Origin of the sequence: Halalkalibacter hemicellulosilyticusJCM 9152, assembly GCF_000513115.1 — a bacterium.
Lineage (GTDB): Bacteria > Bacillota > Bacilli > Bacillales > Bacillaceae_D > Halalkalibacter > Halalkalibacter hemicellulosilyticus.
The window spans coordinates 65,791-84,377 of record NZ_BAUU01000015.1; the positions used below are offsets into that span (position 1 = coordinate 65,791).

The 18,587-nt window shown below is 35.6% G+C and carries 16 protein-coding genes and 1 pseudogene; 14 read left to right on the plus strand and 3 right to left on the minus strand.

Going from position 1 to position 18,587, the window contains the following annotated elements; genetic code table 11:
- Position 1 precedes the first annotated feature (1 nt).
- Positions 2 to 1,056 (minus strand): annotated as a pseudogene (locus tag JCM9152_RS24060) (lactonase family protein).
- A gap of 141 nt (positions 1,057 to 1,197) precedes the next feature.
- On the opposite strand from JCM9152_RS24060, the gene JCM9152_RS11065 reads away from it, so the two are divergent.
- On the plus strand, positions 1,198 to 1,944 hold the full coding sequence (locus tag JCM9152_RS11065) for a Cof-type HAD-IIB family hydrolase (protein WP_035344179.1): 747 nt from the start codon (positions 1,198 to 1,200) through the stop codon (positions 1,942 to 1,944).
- Between the two features lie 134 nt (positions 1,945 to 2,078).
- Here JCM9152_RS11065 and hpaB read toward each other — a convergent pair whose 3' ends face one another.
- A complete protein-coding gene (gene hpaB / locus JCM9152_RS11070) occupies positions 2,079 to 3,524 on the minus strand; it encodes a 4-hydroxyphenylacetate 3-monooxygenase, oxygenase component (RefSeq protein WP_035344181.1) in 1,446 nt (481 codons plus the stop codon).
- A gap of 451 nt (positions 3,525 to 3,975) precedes the next feature.
- Here hpaB and JCM9152_RS11075 point away from each other — a divergent pair, with 451 nt between their 5' ends.
- The 6 genes from JCM9152_RS11075 to JCM9152_RS11100 all read left to right on the plus strand — a co-directional run bounded on the left by JCM9152_RS11075 (position 3,976) and on the right by JCM9152_RS11100 (position 11,498).
- Positions 3,976 to 5,559 carry a response regulator transcription factor gene (locus JCM9152_RS11075; RefSeq protein WP_035344183.1) on the plus strand — a complete coding sequence of 528 codons (1,584 nt, stop codon included), beginning with the start codon at positions 3,976 to 3,978 and terminating at the stop codon, positions 5,557 to 5,559.
- A gap of 13 nt (positions 5,560 to 5,572) precedes the next feature.
- Positions 5,573 to 7,324, plus strand: coding sequence for a cache domain-containing sensor histidine kinase (locus JCM9152_RS11080; RefSeq protein WP_035344185.1), 1,752 nt, complete (start codon positions 5,573 to 5,575; stop codon positions 7,322 to 7,324).
- A gap of 451 nt (positions 7,325 to 7,775) precedes the next feature.
- Positions 7,776 to 8,639, plus strand: a complete 864-nt coding sequence (locus tag JCM9152_RS11085) for an ABC transporter permease (RefSeq protein WP_081728007.1) — start codon at positions 7,776 to 7,778, stop codon at positions 8,637 to 8,639.
- A 12-nt stretch (positions 8,640 to 8,651) separates the two neighbouring features.
- Positions 8,652 to 9,581 (plus strand): carbohydrate ABC transporter permease, encoded by a 930-nt coding sequence (locus JCM9152_RS11090; protein WP_052015857.1) that lies wholly within the window; start codon positions 8,652 to 8,654, stop codon positions 9,579 to 9,581.
- A gap of 80 nt (positions 9,582 to 9,661) precedes the next feature.
- On the plus strand, positions 9,662 to 10,657 hold the full coding sequence (locus tag JCM9152_RS11095; protein ID WP_035344190.1) for an endo-1,4-beta-xylanase: 996 nt from the start codon (positions 9,662 to 9,664) through the stop codon (positions 10,655 to 10,657).
- Between the two features lie 184 nt (positions 10,658 to 10,841).
- Positions 10,842 to 11,498, plus strand: a complete 657-nt coding sequence (locus JCM9152_RS11100) for a YesL family protein (RefSeq protein WP_035344192.1) — start codon at positions 10,842 to 10,844, stop codon at positions 11,496 to 11,498.
- Positions 11,499 to 11,625: 127 nt separating this feature from the next.
- On the opposite strand, the gene JCM9152_RS11105 is transcribed toward JCM9152_RS11100, so the two are convergent.
- Positions 11,626 to 12,774, minus strand: coding sequence for a family 8 glycosyl hydrolase (locus JCM9152_RS11105; protein WP_035344194.1), 1,149 nt, complete (start codon positions 12,772 to 12,774; stop codon positions 11,626 to 11,628).
- Between the two features lie 208 nt (positions 12,775 to 12,982).
- On the opposite strand from JCM9152_RS11105, the gene JCM9152_RS24065 reads away from it, so the two are divergent.
- The 7 genes from JCM9152_RS24065 to JCM9152_RS11135 all read left to right on the plus strand — a co-directional run bounded on the left by JCM9152_RS24065 (position 12,983) and on the right by JCM9152_RS11135 (position 18,515).
- The gene (locus JCM9152_RS24065; protein WP_081728004.1) at positions 12,983 to 13,168 is read left to right on the plus strand and encodes a TlpA disulfide reductase family protein; all 186 of its coding nucleotides are present in this window, start codon (positions 12,983 to 12,985) and stop codon (positions 13,166 to 13,168) included.
- Between the two features lie 244 nt (positions 13,169 to 13,412).
- Positions 13,413 to 13,937, plus strand: a complete 525-nt coding sequence (locus JCM9152_RS11110) for a DUF2867 domain-containing protein (protein WP_052015859.1) — start codon at positions 13,413 to 13,415, stop codon at positions 13,935 to 13,937.
- A gap of 176 nt (positions 13,938 to 14,113) precedes the next feature.
- Positions 14,114 to 14,800 carry a GntR family transcriptional regulator gene (locus tag JCM9152_RS11115; protein WP_035344196.1) on the plus strand — a complete coding sequence of 229 codons (687 nt, stop codon included), beginning with the start codon at positions 14,114 to 14,116 and terminating at the stop codon, positions 14,798 to 14,800.
- Between the two features lie 118 nt (positions 14,801 to 14,918).
- Complete coding sequence (uxuA, locus tag JCM9152_RS11120) at positions 14,919 to 15,986, plus strand: mannonate dehydratase (protein WP_035344198.1); 1,068 nt, start codon at positions 14,919 to 14,921, stop codon at positions 15,984 to 15,986.
- 5 nt (positions 15,987 to 15,991) lie between these two features.
- Positions 15,992 to 16,840: an SDR family oxidoreductase gene (locus JCM9152_RS11125; RefSeq protein WP_035344200.1), complete on the plus strand. Its 849-nt coding sequence runs from the start codon at positions 15,992 to 15,994 to the stop codon at positions 16,838 to 16,840.
- A gap of 21 nt (positions 16,841 to 16,861) precedes the next feature.
- Positions 16,862 to 17,482, plus strand: a complete 621-nt coding sequence (locus tag JCM9152_RS11130) for a bifunctional 2-keto-4-hydroxyglutarate aldolase/2-keto-3-deoxy-6-phosphogluconate aldolase (protein ID WP_035344202.1) — start codon at positions 16,862 to 16,864, stop codon at positions 17,480 to 17,482.
- A 16-nt stretch (positions 17,483 to 17,498) separates the two neighbouring features.
- Entirely contained in the window at positions 17,499 to 18,515 is a 1,017-nt protein-coding gene (locus JCM9152_RS11135; RefSeq protein ID WP_035344204.1) for a sugar kinase, read from the plus strand.
- The last annotated feature ends 72 nt before the right edge of the window (positions 18,516 to 18,587 follow it).

Genomic DNA, 18,587 nt, shown 5'->3' on the forward strand with positions numbered 1-18,587 from the left:
ATTATTGATGAAGAAATTTCACACAAACAGGATTCGGTGTCTTTATCTCAACATTAGCTGGCGTTAGTGAACCAGATTGCTCATTAATATTGAAAAGGACAATGTTACTCGTATCTCTATTCGCAGCTAAGAGATATCTTCCACTTGGGTCAATCGAAAAGTCTCGAGGGTGCTCTCCACCTGTTGATGTAATCGCATCTCTTGTAACTTTACCTGTACGTCCATCAATCGTAAAGTGAGCAATACTATCGTGACCACGGTTGGAGGCATAAACGAAACGACCATTCTTTGATAAATGAATAGCTCCTCCTGTATTTTCACCAATGAAGTCTTCAGGTAATGTAGAAACGGTTTGGATTTCTTCTAATAAGCCTTGCTCGCTATCGTATGAAAATACAATGAGTTCTGAGCTTAACTCAGCATTTACGTATGCAAATTTGCCATCGTTTGAAAAACGAATGTGTCTAGGTCCTGATCCTGGTTTAACATGTATTTCTTTATGTAATTCTAGAGTTTGGTTGCGTAAGTTGTATAAAGCAATCGTATCCGTTCCTAAATCAACGACGGTGACATACTTTCCATCAGGGTTAAACCAGCAAAATGGGCATGTGCCTTCTCCTGTCTTGCTTCGTTAGGTCCATGGCCTTCATGAGTCACTGTAGAAGATGACGGCTGTAAAGAACCATCTGATTGAATAGGGTAAACATTTGCTTGCCCTTTATGGTAATTTGCAGAAAATAATAGGTCATTTTTTTCATTCAATTGAACATGACAAGGAGAGCTTCCAGCACTTAACTGACGGTTTAACTCTGTTAATGAATGATCCTCATTAATCGAATATGCTACAACGCCGCCTTGATCACCTTCTTTTCCAACGGCATATAAGTGTAAGTTGGTGGAACTTAGCGTTAAGTATGTAGGGCCTTCTATTTCAGCAGCAACTTGTAAATCTTCTATGGTTGCTTTCTTAGGATTAAGCGATAAGCGATAAATTCCTTTGCTTTCTCCATTTGTGTATGTACCAATGTATGCTACAAAGGTTGTTTCGTTTGACACAATATCATCCTCCTTTGAATTTCTACATTTACTATACCATTTACATTTTGAATTTGCCTAATAATTGATCCTATTCTACAATAAATGTATCAATAATTCATACAGTTGTTGTAGATAAATAATTGGGATGTGGAGGATTATATGGCTACAAAAGCAAAAAATATTAAATTAATTGCAATTGATATGGATGGAACGCTATTAAATAAAGATCATCAAATCTCTAGTGAAAATCGAAAGGTGATCAAGGCAGCGCAAGATCAAGGAATTCATGTAGTCATTAGCACAGGAAGAACAAGAATGACCTTAGATCCATTAATTGAAAATTTATCTTTAAATTCTTATTTAATTACGGTTAATGGTAGTGAGATTTGGAACGATTCACTTGAGCTTATTGAAAGAAAAACTCTCGATTCAGATTTAGTTGAATATATGTGGCGTTTAAAGGAGAAGCATCGTACATATTGTTGGGCAGCGTCAGTTGGTAATGTGTGGCGTGAGTCATTTCCGGCAGAGGATATTCATTCACATGAATGGATGAAATTTGGGTTTGATATTGAAGATGATACGATCAGAGAACGAATATATGAAGATTTATCAAAATTAGGTATGTTAGAAATTACAAATTCTAGCCCGACGAATTTAGAAATTAATGCAATCGGTGTTAACAAGGCAAAAGCTGTAGAGCTTGTGTGTCATAAATTAGGATTCACTTTGGAAAATGTTATGGCAATCGGTGATAGCTTGAATGATATAGCAATGATTCAAGAGGCTGGAATCGGTGTGGCTATGGGGAATGCACAAGACTTAGTAAAAGAAGCGGCAGATTGGATTTCAACGAGTCATGAAGAAGATGGTGTTGCGAAAGCGATTAAAACATGGTGCTTGTAAAAGAGAGTGAGAAAATGATTAGTAATAGAAAAGGAAAACTTATTTTTCACTTGAAATATGAATAAGGTAAGGGCACTGAAAAAGTTTGATTGTTTAACTTTTTCAGTGCCCTTAATAAGCTTGTTGACTTTTCACTATTCTTTTAAAAAGTGATGAATATGATCAGTGAATGGTTCTTTTGGATAGGCTTGATAAAGAGCGGAAGCGAGTCGGATAGGATCTCCGAAAAAGTACCTTTCATATTGGGTTTGTCTTGAACCAAAGGCACTCATCGTTAAGTCCCATGCTAATCTCGATAGCTGAACCTTCCTTTTTCCATCTAATGTTTGAGTACGTAAATAATGCTCAAGGGATAATGTCGGATCTAGTTCGAAATCAGCCTCTATAGGAAGAGAAATTAGTCCGCTTGCTCCTATTTGATGGAGGAAGTCAGTCAATTTAGGGTACATTTTTTGATAAAATGTTGAAGCGCTCATAAGTGGAGTTGCTAATGGTACCATCATGCCATAAGCATTAGGAGATGCATTTTGTTCCGCACGATAGAGTAGAGCTTTCATGATTTCTAATGTTACGATTATTTCGCTTATTTTTTCTTGAATATGTTGGTATTGGGTAATGGCTATAGAAGAAGCTAATGATTCACTGATTCCTAGTAAAAATTCAGTTTTAATGATTTGGCGAGATACAGCTTGGAAAAGAAGCATCATATTAAGATCGGTTTGTTGAAAAACGGTTTTAGCCCGTTTGCAATCATTGTAAAAAAATATACGTTCCCAAGGGATCAGAACATGATCAAATATAACGACCGTATCAATTTCATCAAACCTTGAGCTTAATGGATAGTTAAATAAATTGTTATTTGTTGAAGTGGAGTAAGGCTCTCGACAATAAAAACGTACGCCTTTTGTGTTTGAAGGAATGGTGAAAGCAAAAGCATACCATGGTTCCATGATTGTACTTGCTGCAGGGAGTACGAGAATCTCATCGGTTATACCACCCTGTGTTGCAAGTAATCTTGCTCCATGAATGATTATTCCTTCCTCTGTTTCATGCAACATTCGAGCTGCAATAATCTCTCCCTCTTTTAAATCATGCAAGTACTCCGTATAGTGTGTTGATCTATTTGTTTGGGGGTTTACGAATGAATGGGTATATGATAAGTCATTTTCGATTGCACGTTCTAATGCAGAATTAAGATTTTTTTGAAATCGAGTATCAAAGAAAGACTTGGACTGACTTAGTGTCATAATAGCAGTATGGATATAATCAGGAGAACGGCCGATCGTTCCTCCATTGGTTCGAGCGATTAATTGAGTCGCTTGCCTTCTTTTTTGTAAATCCTTAATCGTTTTTGGTATCTGAAAAGATATTTTTTGGTCAATTCCATTGTTGGAATAGGTCAATTTCGCCTTATATTCTTTATCAAGATACATATTATATATGTGCGCCTTAGTATTTAATATTCCTTTAAATGCTGGATGTGCTGAGATTTTCCCTCGGACTCTTTCACCTGCAACCCAAACGTCATTATTCATTTGATCTAAGCGGTCAATATATTGTTTACCTGATAAGAGAGTCATTCTTACCACACCTTTACGTTTGATGTGCTTTTTAAAATTTAGATAAAAAGGATTCAGCTATTTATATGTTGGTAACATGCAACACATGCAATGAATTTCTTTAAAATGATCGATTTTTCTATACGGAAGTTGAAAACTAATTAATTTAATGAAGTTAATACTAAGTTTTTTATAGTTTAAGAACCCTTTAAATTGATTAAAATAATTTTTATATATGCATTTCGATTGCTGTTCGACTGTGAACGTTTATATTGGATAAATTGTTATTAAAACAGTTTAAAAAAGTGATGAAACCTCTTAAGGAGCCTTGCTTCATAAGAGGTTTTACTTCAATTTAAGAAAACTAGAAGTTTGTAACATTATTTATGGAATCGTTTTCAATTGAACTAAAAAGTATTACAATAGAGATATAGTTGTTTTTAAGTCTTCCTGTGTGAAAGGGGTCAAAAAAATGCTAAATAAAGTCATTTTAGTAGATGATGAGCAGTTTGTAAGAATAGGTTTAAAGAACCTAATTAATTGGGAGGACTGCGGGTATGAAGTATGCGCAGAAGCAGATAATGGTGAAGGAGCACTACAAAAAATAGAAGAATATGAGCCAGATGTTGTGATAACAGATATAAGAATGCCTGTTTTGGATGGTTTAGAATTAATACGATCAGCCATTGAAGAAAAACGATTAAATACAAAATTTATTATATTAAGTGGATATAGTGATTTTAAATATGCCCAAAAGGCAGTACGATATGGCGTATATGATTTCATTTTAAAACCAATAGAAAAGGAAGAGCTAGAAGATACATTAAAGCAGCTAGCAACAACACTACAAGAAGAGAAAGTGATGAAACAAAATAACGAGAAAGTACAAATATCGACGAAATTAGAAGAATTGATAAGTGGAAAAAGTGAATATGTCCATGACTTTCATGATATTTTACAGTTACATCAAGCGAGTTGTTTTTATTATTTAATTGTAGAAGTGAATACAGCATCACTTGAAGAGGAAGAAGATATATGGTTTCAAAATGAACAAATTGAAATCGAGCAAGTTATAAGAGAGTTAGTATCAGATAAGGCACCATTACCTATAAGAAATCATCAACGTCATAGCTATGGAGTGGTGATTTCTGACGCTTTATTTTATCGTTGCATGAATTCACTTGATATTTTTGTTGAAAAATTACAAGAGTTATTGGAGCGACGTTTAAAGAAAGCGGTATCACTTTATATTGGACAAGCGGTAGAAAACCTTGAAAATGTATCTGTTTCATTTGAAACAGCCAACGTTACAATGCAATATAAATATACGATTATCAATCATCGTCCACTTTTTTATAGAGACATAGAAGATAAAGCGATTAATCATACTGAAATGGAGGCTTCGATTTATCATACTTTATTGGCAGCAATTGAGGAAAATAATCAAGGTGAAGCTCTATCAGCGGTCGATATCATGTTTGAAGAGTTTCAGTCGAAGTTATTTGCTCCCGAAGCGATAAAGACATCGATTAATAGGTGCATTCATAGTGTGATTAAAACAATTCGAAACATGGAAGGTGATGAAAGTGAATTAACAAAATTACCTTTCATGTTAAGTTGGCATCACTATTCACTGACCTTTGAACAACTAAAAGAAATGTTTATTCATTTTGTCGTAGAAACATCCAATTATTTAATAGAATTAAGGAAGCAGAACGGAAAAGGAGATATTCAAAAGGTCAAAAAATACATTGAAGCCAATTTTCATAAAAATATTAGTTTAAAAAGTATAGCGAGTCAGTTTTTTATGAATCCAGTTTATATGGGGCAACTATTTAAAAAAGCTTACGGAATGTACTTCAAGGAATATTTACTAGAAGTGAGGATAGAGGAGGCAAAGAAGCTATTGCGACAAACGAATTTACGGGTGTACGAAATTGCTGAAAAGGTTGGTTTCCAAAGTCCAGATTATTTTGTAACACAGTTTGAGAAAATTAAGAAAATGACACCTACTGAATATCGAAATCAAATTCTTGAGGAAAGTGATACAAAATAAAAGAGGGTTGTACATGAAGAGATTTCATCTGAATAATATTAACTTAAAAAATAAATTGTTAATTATTTATTTTTTCTCCGTTTTTATTCCGATATTATTAACGAATATTATTTTTTATCATGTGACAATTAGTAATGTGAAGAAGCAAAAAGAAGCAGATTTAACATTAGCTGTCGAGCATATGGCTGATAGCTTTGAACGAGTTGTGAATGATGCTATAGGTATTTCATCAACATTATATACAGATAAGCTATTACATGACTTCCTTGAAAAAGATTATGAATCGATTGTTGATTACGTTCAAGATTATGACAGTGTCTGGCGGAATTATAAGTACAGTGCTCTATATAATTCCATCCAAAACATTTTACTGTATACAGATAATCCAACGGTTTTGTATGCAGGTGGTGTGCGGAACGTAACTGAAAGTGCTGCTACTAAGGAATGGATTCATGACGTGTTACAGTCGACATCTTATATGCCTAAAGTTATACGAACAGTTGATGAAAATAGCCCTGAAACGAATGTTTTTAGTATTGTAAGGATACTTAATCACTTTCATAGTAATACAAAAATCAAAATCGTAAAAATTGACTTAAATACAGAAATGATTAGAAAAGCGTTTGAAAATGCAACGTTTCAAGGTGAGGTATATTTAGTTAATAAGCAAAATGAAATTCTCTATAGTACAGAGTTAAATGAAATCGAAACAGGCAGTCGTATTTTCTCTGAAGAGTATGTTTTAGCTGATTCATTGCTTTTTTCGGAAACGTACCATGATCATTATATGGAAAATTGGCGAGTCATTGGGGTGGTTTCTGAAAGTGTTGCGCTTGATGAGGCACATAATTCAAGACGGTTTATATTTATCATGGCTTCGATTAATTTCTTTGTACCATCTTTTATCATTATTTATATAACAAGCTCACTTCATGTACGCTTACTACGCATTCTACGAAAGATGAAAAAAGTAAAAAATCAAAAGTTTGATATTATTGAAGGTGTTGAGTACAAAGATGAGATAGGTCAATTAACATCCGAATTTAATCATATGTCGAAAAAGATAAAAGACTTAATCAATGATGTATATATTGCCAATATTCAAAAGAAAGATTTGGAGTTGAAAAGTAAACAGGCACAGTTAAGTGCATTACAAAGTCAAATTAATCCGCATTTCTTATTTAATTCATTAGAGACAATTCGCATGAGAAGTATGTTAAAAGATGAAAACGAAACGGCTCATATCATAAAGAATATGGCTAAGATATTGCGAAATTCGATTTCTTGGGGCAAGGAATGGGTTCGCGTAGAAGAGGAAGTAAAAATGCTTGAATACTTCTTAGAAATACAACAGTACCGTTTTGGTGAAAAGCTAAACTATCATGTTCAATTGGATGAAAGTGTTAAAGGGTGTATGGTACCGAATATGGCCTTCACACCATTTGTTGAAAATGCAAGTATTCATGGCGTTGAACCGAAGTTAGGGAATGGTTTTATCACGGTTAAGATTATGAAATGCGAGGATTATATCGTATGTACAGTAACCGATAATGGGGTAGGGATGGAGCAATCATTCCTTAAGGATTATTTACATTCATTAGAAGCTGACGAGTCTATGGGAGATCGCGTTGGCATTCGAAACGTTTATTATCGGATGAAATTACTATATGGCGATCAATTTTCATTTAAAATGGAAAGTGAATTAGGGAAAGGAACAACAGTAGAAATCATATGCCCAGCTAGTAATGAAATGAAACCATCGTAATTTTTATAAGCTACTTTGAGAGTCAACGTTGCTCAAAGTAGCTTATTTGTATGTTTAAATCCGTATTCACGGCACGCATCGTTTTCAAAAGGACACCTCGTAGGATCGATGTACCAATGTTAAGTGGATGAAAAAGGAAAATCATTGTCGAATTGAGTACTAAATTAATTTTTCAAAGTAAGAACTATAGTTTTAATGGTCGTTGAATTGAATTGTAAGCGTTAAAATAATAGTAATAGTTGAAATCGCTTACAGATGGGGCTTTAGATTTAAAGGGGGAAATGAAGTAGAGAATTGGTAAGTTAAGGATGAAATGTAAGAAGGAGTTTAAGGAGGGATAGCATTGAGTTTACAAAGTCAGCCATCACCTGAAGTACCAACCATTCAGAAGAAAGAATCAAAATTAGTACAAACATTAAGGCTATGTTCTAAACAAAAAGCGCTTTTAGTTATGACAGTCCCATTTATTATTTGGGTTTTAATATTTCGCTATTTACCGGTTTGGGGCTGGACAATGGCCTTCCAAGACTACCGACCTGCTAGAAGCTTTACAGAACAGGAATGGGTAGGGTTGGATCATTTTATGTTTTTATTTCAAGATAATGCGTTTTTAATCGTATTACGAAATACGTTTGCGATGAGTTTTATTAATATGGTTTTAGGATTTGTTACAGCAATTGGTTTAGCTGTTCTTTTAAATGAAATTCGGAATGTAGGATTTAGACGAATTGTGCAAACGATTAGTTATATGCCTCACTTCTTATCATGGGTTGTTGCGGCCAGTATTGTATCTTATACACTATCGTTAGAAAATGGTATCGTAAATATCCTATTGACGAATTTACGTATTATTGATGAACCTATTTTGTGGCTTGGAGTAGGGGAATATTTCTGGGGGATTATTGGTGCCGCGGAAACATGGAAAAATGTCGGATGGAATACAATTATTTATTTAGCGGCTATAGCTATGATTGATCAATCACAGTACGAGGCAGCTGAAATAGATGGTGCATCGCGTATCCAAAGGATTATGCATATTACAATTCCAGCTATGAAGCCGGTAATTATTATTCTAGTTATTATGAACTTAGGTTACATTCTAGAGTCTGGGTTTGAACCGCAATATTTACTAGGAAACCCGATGAACTATCATTATTCTGAGAACATTGATATTTTTGTATTGAAATATGGTATTTCAATGGGGAACTTCTCGCTAGCAACTGCGGCTGGTATCTTCAAAACAGTTGTAGCCTTTGTCTTCTTATTTGCAGCGAATGGGTTAGCGAAAAAATTTGGTCAGGCGAGATTATTCTAGAGGAGGTGCGCCATGGGTCTGTTTAGTAAAAAGAAAAGAAATATTCGTAGAACACGAGAAGATTATATATTTGATACATTGAATACAATATTCATGATTTTACTTTGTGTCGTGATGCTTTATCCATTTTTAAATACGTTGGCGATCTCACTGAATGATGCGTCTGATTCCATTCGTGGTGGCATTTATCTTTGGCCAAGGGAATTCTCATTTAAGAGTTATGAGCATGTTTTCGGTCAAACAGCTATTTATCAGGCAACACTCATTAGTGTGTTGCGTACAGTAGTCGGGACTCTTTTATCCTTACTATTTACAGCGATGGTTGCGTATGCAATTAGTCGTAAAGAATTTGTATTTAGAAGATCATTTACGATCATCTTTGTATTAACAATGTATTTTAATGGTGGATTAATTCCAACATTTTTGTTAATGCGTGACCTACACTTAATTGGGAGTTTTTGGGTATATATTTTACCTGGATTAATTAGTGCATTTAATTTGATTGTTATGCGCTCTTTCATTGATGGTTTGCCTGAAAGCTTATTTGAATCAGCTCGAATTGATGGCGGTGGTGATTTTACGATCTTTTTCCGGATTGTGCTGCCTCTATCGTTACCAGTTCTTGCGACGGTTGCTTTGTTCGTAGCTGTTTTCCAATGGAATCAATGGTTTGATGTTTTCTTGTATAATTCAAGTATTCAATCTTTAAGTACATTGCAATATGAGTTAATGAAAATCTTACAAACGTCATCGATGTCAATGGGTGGAGGATCTGCTGCAAGTGGGTTCGCTGATTCTCAGTCCGGACAATCTGAGCGTGTTACACCAACTTCAATTCGTGCTACTATGACGATTGTAGCGAGTGTTCCAATCATCATGGTTTATCCATTTTTACAAAAATATTTTGTTAAAGGTTTAACTTTAGGTGGGGTAAAAGAATAAGTAACTTTAAGTTAGGGTGTCTCACTGAAAACGTTCTAGTAACAGTGAGGCACCTTTCTATTAGTTAGAGGGGGATTATGATGGAAAAGGAACTACCACGATTAAAAGATGTGTTTGAAGACTATTTTAAAATTGGAGCAGCAGTTAACAAATGGACATTGCATTCAGCAAAGGATTTAGTAACCACTCAGTTTAATAGCATCACAGCTGAAAATGAAATGAAACCAGAAATGCTCCAGCCCAAAGAAGGCGAATTTAATTTTGAATATAGTGATCAACTTGTCTCATTTGCAAACGAGCATCATTTAGGTTTAAGAGGGCATACACTCGTTTGGCACAATCAGTGTCCTGATTGGATGTTTAAGAATGAATCTGGACAAACGGTGGACCGGGGACGTTTATTGAAGAGGATGGATCAACATATTGAAACAGTAGTAAGTCGATATGCTGACCAGATCTATAGTTGGGATGTTGTAAATGAGGTGATCGCAGATGAAGAGGATCGTTTTTTAAGAAAGTCTCAATGGCTTGAATTAGCAGGAGAAGAATTTATTGAACGCGCTTTTCATACAGCACATAAAGCTGATCCGAATGCAACGCTTTTCTATAATGATTATAATGAATCAGACCCAATAAAACGGGATAAAATATATAAGCTTGTGAAATCATTGCTAGAAAAAAAGGTTCCTATTCATGGAGTAGGTATGCAAGCACATTGGAATATTCACACTCCTTCCATTGAACATATACAACAAGCCATTGAATTGTATGCATCACTTGGTCTTGAAGTTCAAATAACTGAAATGGATCTTTCTGTTTTTTCTTGGGATGATAAACGAACAGATTTAATGAAACCGACAAAGGAAATGCTCGATTTACAAGAGAAACGTTATGAACAAATCTTCAACTTGTTCAGGGAATATAAGGATGTCATAAGCTCTGTTACTTTTTGGGGAGCGGCAGATGATTATACGTGGTTATCTAACTTCCCAGTGAAAGGGAGAAAAAACTGGCCATTTTTATTTGATGAACATTTTAATCCTAAGCAATCTTTTTGGAGCGTTGTGCAATTTTAACTGAGAGAACAGAAGGATGAATGTGAATGTAAAAAAAGCGAGTCTATTAGGGAGATCATTGAATTTATATCTTCAGTGAGCTTCTTCTAGAGCTTGCTTTTTTACATGTTTTACTGATAAGTGATTGATAGTTTATTCGGTTGATCTATGATATAATGAAAAGGGATACATGGGAGGTGGTTTTATGAACAATCAAGAAGGTATGTGGGGGAGTTTTTATCGTATTTCAGAGAAAATCATGTATGCCTGTTATTTGAATTTTTTATGGATCATTTTCACGGTACTAGGCTTAGGTGTTTTTGGTTTTATGCCAGCAACAGTAGCTATGTATACCGTTTATCGAAAATTTTTATTGGGTGAGTCTCATGTTAGGATTTTTAAGCTATTTGCAACAACGTATAAAAATGAATTTATAAAGTCCAACCTATTTGGCCTCTTGTTAATTGTAGTTGGCTATGTCTTGTATGTAGACTTTGTTTTTCTTTCTACCCTTAGTGGATTTGTTGGAACATTATTAACAGGAGTGTTTTTAATTGCTGCACTTCTTTATTTGATATTGGCTCTTTATTTAATACCTGTTTACGTACACTATGATTTGAAGTTTTTTCAATATATTAAGCAATCGATATTAATTGGGTTTATTAGCCCGTTAATGACTATATCTATGCTATTAGGTTTGTTTCTATTGTATTTGCTGTTTGATTTTATTCCAGGATTAATACCGCTCTTTTTCTTTAGTGTGATTGGCTTTTGTATTATGGGGAATGCTCATGTTGCATTTATGCGCTTAGAACGAAAAAAGGAAGCGTTGAAGGAACAAACAGCAGAAAATGCATCTTAACATCTGTCTGTTTTTATTACACATTACCTAATTAGGAGAATAATCTCCTTCAGACCGTAGACAAAACGCTTTGAGAAATGGGTTCTCAAAGGCGTTTTTACGTGATTTTTAGTTTCACTTAGATTTATTAGCTTTGCTTTGGAAAGTAAATATTAAATTGACCACTTAATGCAAGAAGGGCAAATAAGTATAGACAGTTGTCATAATAACGTCTTTCTCCTTTTCTAACAGGAGTATTCCAAAAAAGCTCTACGGATGATTTAGCGTCAGGGCCATCCGGTGATGCAAGCGCTGCCATTGCATTGGTTGCAATTAATCCTACCGGATGAAGTGACTTCTCTTCGAAAGCTTCACCTTCGATGGTATAGCGACGATAATCATCGGGGTCTATATTAGCAAAAAAGGCTTGGATTTTTTCTGCTTCTTCTTGTGCCCAGTCGTTCTCGCCAAACCATTCACTATCAAGTCCAATATTTGCGGCAACTCGATACGAATCACTGAAAAAATGGCCAAAGCCGCGAATATGATTAGGTTTACCATCATAGAATGAATATTCAGGAGCTAATCCTGTTTCAGGATGGCAGGCTGTTGGTAAATACTGGCGACTAGCAGTTGCAGCCTTTTTCCAAAAGGCTTGATCTTCTTTATTTGCCCATAAGCTGAATAATTCATAGAAATGGGGAAGGTGATAAGAAGGATCAGTAAATTCACAGTTTGGAATAAATTTAATTAAATAATTATCTGGGTTCCACATCGGATAACCGTCATTATTTTCCCCTTTATGAACACAGTCATGTAAAAGCTGTCTTGCTTGTTCTCCATAATTAAAAGGTTGGGTTCGATCCCCCCAACGATGTGAAGCAAAAAGTAATGCCATTGCAAAATATTCTTCACCATCTGGCGCAGGTCCATATGCAAGCTTTGTCCCATCTGGTTTACAAGACCATGCAAAGTACCCTGCATTTTCCCCACTATCCATATACATATAAGTCATGGTCCAGTTCCATAGTTTATCAAACATCGCTTGATCATTCATTTGAACAGCCATCATCATACCGTAGGACATTCCTTCAGTACGCACATCAACATTACCAGTATCTAACATATAAGCGAGTGTATCATTGACTTCATAGTAAATTCTTGTGTCTTCGTCACCATGAAAAAGCTGATTCCATGTGTCTGTAATACGTTGATTAATCTCTTCTGTAGAATATCCATAGTATTGAAAAAGATTACGGTATTCCCCAGTATAATAAGCGCCTTTATGTGTCGTCATCTTAGTCCTCCTTTTTATCTTATTCCAAGCATTATAACAAAGGTTGTCCATTCAAAAACTAGTGAAATTAAAGAAGTCACTTTGGAAAGTTTAGCTTAAGATGAATTTAACTCCTAATTGAATTCATGTTGATCGTTTGACTTGTATGATTTTGTTGTATAGTTTGAAAGAAAAGAGAATTAGGAGGGAAGAGTGAACAGGGGTTAAGATTGTTGCTGTTAATTTAACAACGCAAGAAGAAAGTGTACACGTTGTAGAGAGATTTGCTCACAATGAACAGCAATTGACATTTCCTGTTTTCTTAGATAAAGAAGGAGAAGCAAGGCACTTATATAAAGTTTATTATACTCCTACTACTTATTTTATTGATGAACAAGGAATGGTTAGAGATTAAGTGATTGGCGCCGTTTCCTACGAAAGCTTAGAGACGATCATAAATAAGATGAAATAAGTAGGTAATCTCCGCATTCAAGAGCGTGCCCCATTTAGGTTGCAATTCATCTTTCTCTTTTTTTGATGGCTTATATTAAACAAATAATTGGCTTGAATTTGACAATAAATCGAATTTGCTCCATACAGGGAGGTTCCTGATCAATTTTAAGAGAAGTTAGTAGTAATCGAATTCAGGGGGAGAAAATATGGTTATCCAATCAAGCTCTTTACCTAATCAATCACTGCTTCGTACGATGGATTTTCAATATTGTGATTCATTTTATGTATTTTGTCCTTATGAAGGTATTCTTGAAATAACAAAAGTTGTAGACTTTTTTTTTCATTCCTCACCACAATGGGTTAATCGTTTATTTTCGTTACGAAATAGAATAGCGCGAATAATCGGTTTAAAGACCCCTGATCATAAATCAAAAAAGATTAACGTTCAAGTTGGAGAGACGATTGGTTTATTTACACTTTATGATATGAATGAATATGAAGCGATAATGGGACAAAATGATAAGCATTTAGATTTCCGCGTTTCAATACTTTTAGAAAGAGTGGATAAGGGATATCATATTTATATTTCAACAGTTGTTGCGTTTCATGGAATTTCAGGACGTTTGTATTTTGTTCCTGTCAAACCTTTTCACAAATTTGTTTCAAAGGCGATTCTACGTGAAATGGTCAAAAATATATCAGGCAAAAGCATCAATAAGTCATACAGTTAAAATAGAAGGTTTCGTTTTAAATTCTATTTTCGTGGAATCGGCCATTGGAATAGAGAGATCATTAAATGAAACAGTTTCTTTAATGCCATCTGAAAGAAATGGCTGTCAAAACAAGAGATTTTCTTTATTTCTTTCAACTAGTATGGTAGTATGGTAATCAGAAAGGGGGTAGTCATATGATCATCGATCAAGATATAAGACAATCATTTTCATCTACGAGGGATTATGTCTACCACGTGCTTCGCGAAAATATTATTACACTTAAGCTGGAGCCAGGTACGAATATATCAGAAAAAGACATATCTGAACGATTAAATGTAAGTAGAACCCCTGTGAGAGAAGCATTTTTAAAGCTTGTGCAAGATCAGTTACTTGAAGTGTATCCGCAAAGAGGGTCGTTTGTAACGTTCATTGATTTAAATCATGTAGAAGAGGCGCGGTTTATTCGAGAACATCTTGAACGCGCTGTTCTCGAAACGGCTTGTGACAAGTTTGATCAATCAGCACTTGCTAAGCTAGAAGTTAATATACATATGCAAAGAAAATGTGTCGAAATGAAAGACTATGAACAGTTTTTTTCATTAGATGAACAATTTCATCAAACCATTGCGAGTGGTTGTAATAAAAATAGAGTCTGGAACATCATTCAACATGTGAATGTTCATTTGAATCGTGTGAGACTTTTAAGTTTAGTTGAAAATTATGATTGGGATCCTATACTAGAACAGCATGAAATATTATTAAAGGGTATTAAGCAAAAAAATAAATCATTAGTAAAAGAAATAATCATTAAGCATCTTTCTATTGTAAAGGATGAACAAAAACGCTTATTCAAAGAATATCCTAACTATTTTAAGACATAAGCAAAATAAGACTAAGGTGACATGTGTCGATAACGATATTATAGATGCATATCACCACTTTTACCAATTGTGATGAAAACGTTGTCAAATACTTATGAGATGAAGGAGATGATGTGTGATGAGGATGGTTTTTCGTTGGTTTGGTGAAGGGAATGATTTCATTCCGTTAGAACATATTAAGCAAGTTCCAGGAGTGGAGGGGCTCGTTTGGGCATTACATGATATTCCAGCAGGAGAAGCTTGGCCGCTTGAAAGAATAAAGGAAGTAAAACGGCAAGCTAATCAATACGGATTCCACATTGATGTTGTTGAAAGTGTAAATATTCATGAGGATATTAAATTAGGCTTACCATCAAGAGATCGATATATTGAAAATTATATACAAACGATTGAGCGTTTAGCTGAGGTAGGAGTAAAAGTGATCTGCTATAACTTCATGCCGGTATTTGATTGGACTAGAACCGATTTATTTAAGGAGATGTCAGATGGTTCAACGGCTCTCTTTTTTGAAAATGCTAAAATTTCTAATACTGATCCGATGGAACTTGTAAAGGAAATCGCTGAAAATTCGCATTTGACGATGCCAGGTTGGGAACCAGAACGCCTTAAGCACTTGACGAATTTGTTCAGACAATATGAAGGTGTAACAGAAGAAGATCTATGGAATCATCTGCAATATTTTCTTGAAAAAATTATTCCAGTAGCACGAAAACATGATATTAAGATGGCCATTCACCCTGATGACCCACCGTTTTCCGTTTTTGGACTACCAAGAATTATGACAAGCAAAAAAAATATTGAACGATTCTTAAAGCTAGTTGATGATCGATATAATGGATTGACGTTATGTAGTGGATCATTGGGCGCTAACCTTGAGAATAATGTAGCTGATATGGTCCGGTCATTTTCAGATCGTATCCACTTTGCACATATCCGTAACGTGAAAACCTTTGAAAATGGTGATTTCATTGAGACGTCCCATCGATCAGAAGATGGAACCGTCCATATTCTCGATATTATGAAAGCATATCATGATGTAGATTTTACAGGGTATGCAAGGCCTGATCACGGTCGACATATTTGGGATGAGAAGTGTCGCCCAGGATATGGTTTATATGATCGGGCGTTAGGAATTATGTATTTATGGGGCATATGGGATGCTTTAAATAAAGAAAAGGAGGCTTAATCTTTATGATTGCGTACAATGAAAATTTAAAAGGCAAAGTGGCGGTCATTACAGGTGGGAGTGGAGTTCTTTGCGGGGCAATGGCTAGAGAGTTAGGTCGGCAAGGGGTTAAAGTAGCAATTCTAAATAGAACAGCGGAAAAAGGTAAACAAGTAGAAGAAGATATCGTTCGTGAAGGTGGTACGGCGCTAGCGATAGCCTGTGATGTATTGAGTATGGATAGTGTTCAAAAAGCAGAAGAGATTATATCTAATACATTAGGTGTTTGTGACATCTTAATCAATGGTGCAGGTGGTAATCATCCAGATGGTACAACGACAAATGAAACGTTAAAGCGAGAAGATTTGAATAATGATGAGCTAAAAACGTTTTTTGATATGACGACTGAGGGGTTTCAATTTGTTTTTAATTTAAATTTAGTTGGAACGATTATTCCGACTCAAGTATTTGCCAAAAAAATGATGAATCAACCTGGCGCGACGATCATCAATATGTCGTCAATGAGTGCGCCGTCACCTATGACAAAAGTACCGGCCTATAGTGCTGCTAAAGCAGGTATCGAAAACTTTACCCAATGGCTAGCTGTTCATATGGCCGATGTAGGCATTAGAGTGAATGCAATCGCCCCAGGGTTCTTTTTAACGGAGCAAAATCGGAAGCTATTAACGAATGAAGATGGCTCTTTAACACCTCGTTCTGACAAAATTATTAGTCATACACCAATGCGTCGATTCGGTAAGCCTGAAGATTTGTTAGGAACGTTACTCTGGCTAGCCGATGAAAATATGTCAGGATTTGTAACTGGTATTACGGTACCAGTAGATGGTGGATTTTTAGCTTATTCTGGTGTGTAACGCGAAAGGGGAATAGAGAAGATGAAAAAATATGAAGTGTTACAAGCGATTGAACAAGCAGGAATTGTTGCGGTTGTAAGAGGTGATTCAGCAGAGGAAGCAGAACGGATATCTAGAGCGTGTGTCAAAGGTGGAGTGAACATCATTGAACTGACGTATACAACGCCAAATGCCTCTAATGTGATTGAATCTTTATCAGAAGTAGAAAATTGTTTAGTTGGAGCGGGAACCGTGTTAGATGCAACAACTGCTCGTTTGGCCATTTTAGCAGGAGCAATGTTCATTGTTTCACCTGCATTTGATGAAGAGACAGCGAAGCTATGTAATTTGTATAAAATTCCGTATATGCCTGGATGTATGACGATTACAGAAATCACACATGCGTTACAGGCGGGCGTTGATGTCATTAAACTCTTTCCTGGACGAATGGCAGCTCCGGCAATTGTGAAAGATATTAAAGCACCGTTGCCACATGTTGATATTATGCCGACAGGGGGCGTAAGTTTAGAGAATGTCCAAGATTGGATTCAAGCAGGTGTGTGTGCGGTTGGAGTTGGTGGACAGCTAACGAAGGGAAGTTCTAATGACATTATTGAAACGGCTCAGCAATTTATCAATAAAATAAAAGAAATACGTTCTTGATGAAGGAGGAAGCTAAATGAAAAAGGTAGTTACTTTCGGAGAAATCTTGTTGAGGTTATCTCCTCCGGGACATGATCGTATTTCAGGAAGTCAGTCGTTCGATGCGATTTACGGTGGAAGTGAAGGGAATGTTGCGGTCGCATTACAATCATTTGGTTTGTCTGCCTCGCTCGTATCGAAAATACCAGCTCATGTAATTGGTGACGCCGCGATTCAAGCATTTAACGCCTATGGAGTCGATACGTCTCAGATTATTCGCGGTGGAGAACGACTCGGAACATATTTTCTTGAAAATGGTTACTCCATTCGTTCTAGTAAAGTTGTTTATGATCGTAAGCACTCTGCCATTTCAGAGGCTCAAATAGATGAATTTGATTTGGATGCTGTTTTTGATGGAGCTGAACTTTTTCATGTATCAGGTATTACATTAGGGATTAGTGAACAAGCTTTTCGACTATCACAAGCATTTATGGAAGAGGCAGCTCGTCGTAAGATCCCTGTAAGCTTTGATTTTAATTATCGAGCGAAATTATGGTCAACTAACGAAGCGAAAGAAAAATTTCTGCAAGTTCTCCCATACGTAGATGTAGCATTTGCAGGATTTCTCGATTTTACTACATTTCTAGGGTTAGATCACACGTTAGTAGAAAACGTTGCAGCACTAGAAGATTATCAAAAAATCTATAGGACTATTAATGAGACATTTGGATTTCAATATATTGTTTCATCATTTCGAGATGTTTTGTCAGCCTCGAAGAATGACTATCAAGGACTTGTGTATAATGGGACATCGGAAGAAGTGAGCCTGTCTCAGAAGTATAGTATCGACATTATTGACCGTGTAGGTGCGGGTGACGCCTTTACAGCTGGTTTCTTATATTCTTACTTGCTCAATAAAGATGATGCATACAAAGTAGAATTCGCTACTGCTGCTGCTGCGATTAAGCATACGATATTCGGAGATTCGTTGAAAGTGAACGTAGAAGAAGTAGAGAACGTCTTTCAATCTGGAGCTTTTCACGTCCAACGCTAATGGTCAGTTAAGCCAGAATCCTGTGTTTGTTAAAGATAAAATCTGGGTAGGATAAAGTTAATCACGTTCTCA